This window comes from Sphingosinicella sp. (assembly GCF_052387495.1).
Taxonomy (GTDB): domain Bacteria; phylum Pseudomonadota; class Alphaproteobacteria; order Sphingomonadales; family Sphingomonadaceae; genus Allosphingosinicella.
This window is the reverse complement of sequence record NZ_JBQTJC010000164.1, coordinates 1-5,632: the sequence shown is the minus strand read 5'-3', so window position 1 is coordinate 5,632 and position 5,632 is coordinate 1. Positions and strand designations below refer to the sequence as shown.

11 protein-coding genes are annotated in these 5,632 nt (G+C 67.3%); 2 read left to right on the top strand and 9 right to left on the bottom strand.

The window, feature by feature from the left end:
* The 5 genes from ACT4N8_RS09225 to ACT4N8_RS09205 form a co-directional block, all read right to left on the bottom strand.
* Positions 1-501 (bottom strand): M2 family metallopeptidase (locus ACT4N8_RS09225; protein ID WP_444857836.1); only part of this gene is annotated, 501 nt, incomplete at its 3' end.
* A 58-nt stretch (positions 502-559) separates the two neighbouring features.
* The gene (locus tag ACT4N8_RS09220; RefSeq protein WP_444857835.1) at positions 560-1,318 is read right to left on the bottom strand and encodes an alpha/beta fold hydrolase; all 759 of its coding nucleotides are present in this window, start codon (positions 1,316-1,318) and stop codon (positions 560-562) included.
* The gene (locus ACT4N8_RS09215; protein ID WP_444857834.1) at positions 1,299-1,742 is read right to left on the bottom strand and encodes a GFA family protein; all 444 of its coding nucleotides are present in this window, start codon (positions 1,740-1,742) and stop codon (positions 1,299-1,301) included. The genes ACT4N8_RS09220 and ACT4N8_RS09215 overlap by 20 nt, the downstream gene beginning before the upstream one ends.
* Positions 1,743-1,773: 31 nt before the next feature.
* Positions 1,774-2,208 carry a DUF1465 family protein gene (locus ACT4N8_RS09210; RefSeq protein WP_444857833.1) on the bottom strand — a complete coding sequence of 145 codons (435 nt, stop codon included), beginning with the start codon at positions 2,206-2,208 and terminating at the stop codon, positions 1,774-1,776.
* 111 nt (positions 2,209-2,319) lie between these two features.
* Complete coding sequence (locus ACT4N8_RS09205) at positions 2,320-2,547, bottom strand: YdcH family protein (protein ID WP_444857832.1); 228 nt, start codon at positions 2,545-2,547, stop codon at positions 2,320-2,322.
* Between the two features lie 116 nt (positions 2,548-2,663).
* Here ACT4N8_RS09205 and ACT4N8_RS09200 point away from each other — a divergent pair, with 116 nt between their 5' ends.
* On the top strand, positions 2,664-2,846 hold the full coding sequence (locus ACT4N8_RS09200; RefSeq protein WP_444857831.1) for a DUF465 domain-containing protein: 183 nt from the start codon (positions 2,664-2,666) through the stop codon (positions 2,844-2,846).
* Positions 2,847-2,934: 88 nt separating this feature from the next.
* On the opposite strand, the gene dksA is transcribed toward ACT4N8_RS09200, so the two are convergent.
* The 4 genes from dksA to ACT4N8_RS09180 form a co-directional block, all read right to left on the bottom strand.
* Positions 2,935-3,375, bottom strand: a complete 441-nt coding sequence (gene dksA, locus ACT4N8_RS09195; RefSeq protein WP_444857830.1) for an RNA polymerase-binding protein DksA — start codon at positions 3,373-3,375, stop codon at positions 2,935-2,937.
* A 448-nt stretch (positions 3,376-3,823) separates the two neighbouring features.
* Positions 3,824-4,243: a hypothetical protein gene (locus ACT4N8_RS09190; protein ID WP_444857829.1), complete on the bottom strand. Its 420-nt coding sequence runs from the start codon at positions 4,241-4,243 to the stop codon at positions 3,824-3,826.
* Positions 4,244-4,258: 15 nt separating this feature from the next.
* Positions 4,259-4,726: a hypothetical protein gene (locus ACT4N8_RS09185; protein ID WP_444857828.1), complete on the bottom strand. Its 468-nt coding sequence runs from the start codon at positions 4,724-4,726 to the stop codon at positions 4,259-4,261.
* A 44-nt stretch (positions 4,727-4,770) separates the two neighbouring features.
* Positions 4,771-5,247: a host attachment family protein gene (locus tag ACT4N8_RS09180; RefSeq protein WP_444857827.1), complete on the bottom strand. Its 477-nt coding sequence runs from the start codon at positions 5,245-5,247 to the stop codon at positions 4,771-4,773.
* Between the two features lie 87 nt (positions 5,248-5,334).
* Between ACT4N8_RS09180 and ACT4N8_RS09175 the strand changes: the two genes are divergently transcribed.
* Positions 5,335-5,632 (top strand): 5'/3'-nucleotidase SurE (locus ACT4N8_RS09175; RefSeq protein WP_444857837.1); only part of this gene is annotated, 298 nt, incomplete at its 3' end.

Sequence of the window (5,632 nt, the reverse complement as noted above, 5' to 3'; positions counted from 1 at the left end):
GCCGGTCAGCGTCTCGCCGTTCATCGTCCCCCGGCCGCGGCCATATTGTGACTGGAGATCGGTCGAGATGCGGTTCAATTCGGCGGCGGCGCCCTCGGTGGTCGGCGCCGGCAGGGTGAGGCCGAGCCGCAGCAGGTTGAGCTTGCGGCGGGTGTCGGCGTCGATCCCGGGCGCGGTCATGTAGCGCGCCGCCTCGCTCGCGAAGCGCACGCCCATCTGCGTTCCGATCGTGCCGAAATAGGCGGCGAGCGCGTCGGTATCCTGGGTGATGTAGGTCGCGTTCACCCATTGCGCGCGGGCGTTGATCACCGAGAATTCGGCCAGCTCGCGCTCGGCCCGGGCTACGAACGCTTCAGCCTCGGCCTTGGTCGGCGGCGCCGCGGAGCGCGCTGTGCCTTGCGTCGTGGTCGGCGGGTTCTGCCCGCTCGCCATGGCGGCGGCGCCGATGCTGGCGGCGCAGAAGGTGAAGGCAAGGGCGATGGCGGAAACGCTGCTTTTCATGGCTGCATCCTCGTTTCGGCGGTGGCTGCGCTGCTATTGAACCCCTGTCGGGAGAGGGTCAACTTTGGAGGAAATCGGCGAAGGCCTCTCCGAGTTCCGCCTTGGTCACCGCGCTCATGTGATTGCCGGGCACCTCGACGAAGCGCGCATTGGGAAGCAGGGCGGCGAGAGCCTCGGCCGAGCCGTTGTCGTCATCCTCCGCGCCCTGCACGACGAGGGTCTCCGTGTCGATCGCGCGCAGCTCCGCCTCGCTGGTGTCGACGAAGCTGTCGAGCAAGGGCAGCAGCGCCAGCGGGTCGCCCCCGGTGGTCTTGAGAAAGGCCTCGGCATACCATTCGGGCGACCCGCGCTCGTGCGTGCCGAGCCCCTTGAGGATCGCCTTGAAATGAGCCGAGCGGGCGCCGGTGTCGAGCAGGCCGGACAGACCCATGCCGCTGACGATCAGTCGCCGCGGCCGCGCGCCCTCGACCATCATCCGCACCGCCGTCCGCGCGCCCAGCGAATAGCCGCCGAGGTCGTAATCGGCGAGGCCGAGATGCGCGATCAGCGCGAGCCCGTCCGCGGCGAGGACGCCCGGGGGATAGGCGCGCGGATGGTGTGGCTTCGCGCTCGTCCCGTGCGCGCGCAGGTCCGGCATGATCACGCGGAAGCCCCGCGCCGCGATCGTCGCGGCGTGGCCGTAGCGGACCCAGTTGGTGTAGGCGTCGGAGAACAGGCCGTGGAGCAGGACGACCGCCCTGCCCTCGCCCAGCTCGTGCCAGGCGAGCTCCTCGCCGTCCGGCGCGGTGAAATCGTGCCTAGCGGGTGATGTCGACACCGGCCTTCGCCCAGCGCTCGATCAGCGGCTGATATTGGTCCGCGCGCATCTCCGGCAGGCCGGTCGTGTCGAGCCAGGCGCGGTGCATGGCCTCGGCGCCGAAATGCGAGGTCGGACGGAAGCGGGAAGGATCGTCGAACGAGGCGACGGTCAGGTCCATCTTGTCATGATCGGGGTGGGAGAAGCCGAGCGAGGTCCCGCACTCGCGGCAATAGGGCCGCTGCGCGATCGGCGAGCTCTGATACCAGTCCGGCTCGCGCGCCCAGGTCATGTCTGCTTTCCTGATGTTCATGAAGGCGATCGAGACGCTGCCCGTCGCGCGCTGGCACATCCGGCAGTGGCAGAGATAGGCGTCGTCCTTCTCGACCCTCGCCTCGAAGCGGATGCGGCCGCAGGCGCAGCCGCCTTTCATCTTCTCGGACATTGATAGCTCCTCGCCAGGTAAGAACGAGGCTCTAGAGCGAACGCTCCAGCCGGCTCAAGAGGCTGCGCGCCGGGCTGGGCGGCGCGGCGTCGCCGAACCGCCCCTGATCGAGCCGCTGGACCCGCTCGTAAAGATCCTCGCTGGCGCGGATCAGCTCGGAGGCGGTCTCGGGGAGCTTGGGAAGCAGCACCTGATCGCTCGCCGTGGCGGCGCCGAGCCGACGCTCGGCCGAGCCGGCCTGGGCGCGGCTCAATTCACCCGCAGCGACGGCGCGCTGGGTAAGCAGCCAGGCGATGACGTGCATCAGCCGGGTCGTCACTTTGAGCGACTCGCAGGAAAAGGCGACCCGGTCGATCGGCGCGAGCAGCAGCCGGTCGTCGCGCGCCTCGCGGTCGAAATAGGAGCGCGCCTCGTCGGCGAGCACCATCGCCTCAATATAGAGACCGTCGACCCATTTGGCCGTCACTTGGTTTGCTTCCGCGTTCACGAGGTTGAAGCTGCCACAGCCCGGCCGAGCGGGGAATTGCAAAGATTCGGGCAGGTGTCCCGGAATCGGGCGACGGCGCGCCCGCCGCTCTCAGGCGATGATGTCGGGAACCCGCATATCCTCCAGCACCGCGATCTCGTCCTTGAGGCGCAGCTTGCGCTTCTTGAGCCTTGCGAGCTGGAGCTGATCCGGCGCGGCCATGCTTCGGAGCGCGTCGATGGCCGTATCGAGATCCCTGTGTTCGGTGCGCAGGACCGCGAGTCGCGCTCCGGGATCCTGCACACCCTGATGCTGGGTTTCCGAGTCGGTCCTTTCCATAGGCGTCCCTCCTCTCGTCGATGCGCCGGAGAATAGACCTTCGGCGGGGCGACGTACATATCCGTCGGATTGGCCCCGCATGGGGGAGACAAAAGCCGCCCACGATGGTTAGATAGATGGATCGGCAGGAAGAGGAGATCGGAATGCATCAGGCGCACGTTTCGGCATTGCAGGCCAAGCATGCGGGGCTCGAAGCCCAGATCGATGAAGAGGCCCACCGTCCAATGCCGGACATGGCGACATTGAGCCGACTGAAGAAGGAGAAGCTGAAGATCAAGGAGGAGATTGCCGGGTTGTAGCCCGAGCACCCTCGACGGGACCCGCACCCTCCAATGCGGGCGAACCGCCGCCCCGGCCAATCGGGGCGGCGTTTTCATTGTCAGGAACTCAATCGTCGCGGGAGATGCGCTCGTTGCGCTCGTGCCGCTCCTGCGCCTCGACCGTCATCGTCGCGATCGGCCGCGCCTCCAGCCGGGCGAGGCTGATCGGCTCGCCAGTCACCTCGCAAAAGCCGTATTCGCCGGCGTCGATGCGGCGCAGCGCCGAATCGATCTTGGCGATCAGCTTGCGCTGGCGGTCGCGGGTGCGAAGATGGATTCCCCAATCCGTCTCGCTCGATGCGCGGTCGGTCAGATCAGCCTCCTGGATCGGGCCGTTCGCCAATGCCGCCATCGTCTCGCGCGATTCCCTGACGATGGCGTCCTTCCAGCCGAGCAGCTTCATCCTGAAATAGGCGACCTGCTCGGGGTTCATGAATTCTTCGTTGGCGCTTGGCCGGTAGCCGGCGGAAAACTGGGAATTCAAAGCGTCACTATGAAGCGTAGCCATTACCCCTCCACTCCTCGATCTCCCGGCTGATGCCGGGGGTTCGAACCAGGGGGCGCGGGCCTGCCCTATCAGACTATTGTTTTCACGCCTCCCGCCCCAGCGCGCCTATAGCTTCGCCGCAAGTCCCATACAAGTCACTCAAAGCGGGCAGGAAATCGTTTCGGCGAACTGTCGCAGCGAGGCCGCACTGCAGGCGTCAGGCTCACCGACTCGGGGCCGCGCCGCGATTCGGCCATTCCTGTTAACCAGGATCGGCGAAAGTTCGCGGCGGATCCTCGTTCACTCGCCTCCGCAAGCTGTACAGTAATGGGACGGAAGCCCGCCGGAAGGCCTGAATCCAGCCGTTTCCGGGCATGAAGATGGTTAACGCGCTTGCACTTAAACCTCTCGTTTGCATCTGATCTTTAGGCCACGCCGGCGATGGATATTGGCAGACAACCAATTCCCGTCATGGTCCGGCCAGGAACAGGATGCTGAACATGTCGGTACGAATGGCTTTGGCAAAACTCTGCGCCTGCACCTGCGGCGGCGCCATCATCGGCGGCAGCGCGGTCTCCCTCGCCGAGAATCCGCCGCCCCGTCCCGCGATCGTCAAGCAGGCAAAGGCCCGCACGGCGCAGGCCCGCCGGTCGACCGCGCAGCGCCGCGTCGTCCGCCGCACCGTTCGCCGCGTCGAATGCGCGCCGGCCGCCGGCGCCGCGACGACGACGCGGATGATCATTCCGCCGGTGTTCGCGCCGCCTCCCCCGCCGCCCGTCGCGGTGGGCAGCAGCGGTTCGAGCGGCGTACCGATCGTGGTCGGCGGCTCGTCCGGCGGCTTCGGCTTCGGCGGCGGCTTCTTCTCGGGCGGCTTCTTCGGCGGCAGCACGTCCGGTGGCAGCACTCACGTCACCGTCTCGACCTCCACGTCGAGCGGCGTCTCGACCTCGTCGGGCAACGTCTCGACCTCGAGCGGCGTCTCAACGTCCAGCGGCGTTTCGACGTCCAGCGGCGTCTCCAGCTCGACCTCGACCGGCGGTAGCTCCACGTCGACGGGCGGCAGCGCCACCTCGACGTCGACTGGCGGCAGCTCGACCTCGTCGGGCACGGTTTCGACGACCTCCTCCTCGTCGAGCTTCGGCGGCGGCACCTCGACCTCGAGCAGCACGTCGTCGAGCAGCAGCTCGGCGAGCTCCACTTCGAGCTCGACCTCGTCGTCCACGTCAAGCGGCGGCAGCACATCGAGCTCGACGGGCGGCACGCCCGTTCCGGCGCCGCCGATGATCCTCCTCTTCGGCGCCGCCGCGGCGACGCTGATCGCGAGAAAGCGGCTCGGCAGGCGCAAAGCCTGAGCTGGCAAGCCCGAGCCCATTCGGCCCCGCCCGGTTCGTCCGCGGCGGGGCCTTTTCTTTGTGGCTATTCGGCGCGGAGAATGCGCTCGATCTCGTCGACGGGGACGTTGACCAGATCCTTCGGGATCTCGCCGACCAGGCGCCGCTCGACCTCCTTGTGGTAATGCTTCCTGAGCTCGCCCAGGGTGCGCGGCGGGGCGACCACGACGAGCGCGTCATAATCGTTGTCGAGCGCGCGGCTGTTCAGCCGCTCCGCGATCTCGGCGGCGAAGCGATCCTCGCCCAGCTGATGAAAGTCGGTCTCCTCATAGGCGCTGCGGTTGTTCGCGCCCTGGCTTACCGCGCCGCCGGTTCGAGGCGAGCCGGCGGCGGTAAAGGCCCGCCCTGCCGTGTCACTCCCCTGCTCCCGATCCGGCGGATTGTCCTGCACCTCCTTCTTTTCGACGCTGAGGTTGAGGAACTCGGCGTCGCCCTGGTTGCGGAAGAAGAGGGATTTGCGGCCGTCGGCGACCAGCACGACGCTGTTGTTGGGGACCTGCATCTGATGCTCCATTTTGCTCCAGCCGACCAACGAAAGAGCGGCGCGGTGGTTGCCGCCGCCGCGCCGTCCCGGCATATCGGCCCCTCGATGCGCATCCTGCTCACCAACGACGACGGCGTGAACGCGCCGGGGCTGAAGGTGCTGGAGGGAATCGCGCGCGGGCTCTCCGACGAAATCTGGGTGGTTGCCCCGACCGAGGAGCAATCGGGCGCGGGCCATTCGCTCACCCTCACCGTGCCGATCCGGCTGCGCAAATTAGGCGAGCAGCGCTTCTGCGTCACCGGCACGCCGACCGACGCGGTGATGATGGGCCTCGCCCACATCATGAAGGAGGTGCAGCCCGATCTGATCCTTTCCGGGGTCAATCGCGGCGCCAATCTCGGCG

Bases quoted from the DNA above. Each gene is read 5' to 3' on its own strand.
- ACT4N8_RS09215 (WP_444857834.1), bottom strand. From the start codon at position 1,742: ATGTCCGAGAAGATGAAAGGCGGCTGCGCCTGCGGCCGCATCCGCTTC.
- ACT4N8_RS09205 (WP_444857832.1), bottom strand. From the start codon at position 2,547: ATGGAAAGGACCGACTCGGAAACCCAGCATCAGGGTGTGCAGGATCCC.
- ACT4N8_RS09200 (WP_444857831.1), top strand. From the start codon at position 2,664: ATGGATCGGCAGGAAGAGGAGATCGGAATGCATCAGGCGCACGTTTCG.
- dksA (WP_444857830.1), bottom strand. From the start codon at position 3,375: ATGGCTACGCTTCATAGTGACGCTTTGAATTCCCAGTTTTCCGCCGGC.
- ACT4N8_RS09185 (WP_444857828.1), bottom strand. From the start codon at position 4,726: ATGGGCTCGGGCTTGCCAGCTCAGGCTTTGCGCCTGCCGAGCCGCTTT.
- ACT4N8_RS09180 (WP_444857827.1), bottom strand. From the start codon at position 5,247: ATGCAGGTCCCCAACAACAGCGTCGTGCTGGTCGCCGACGGCCGCAAA.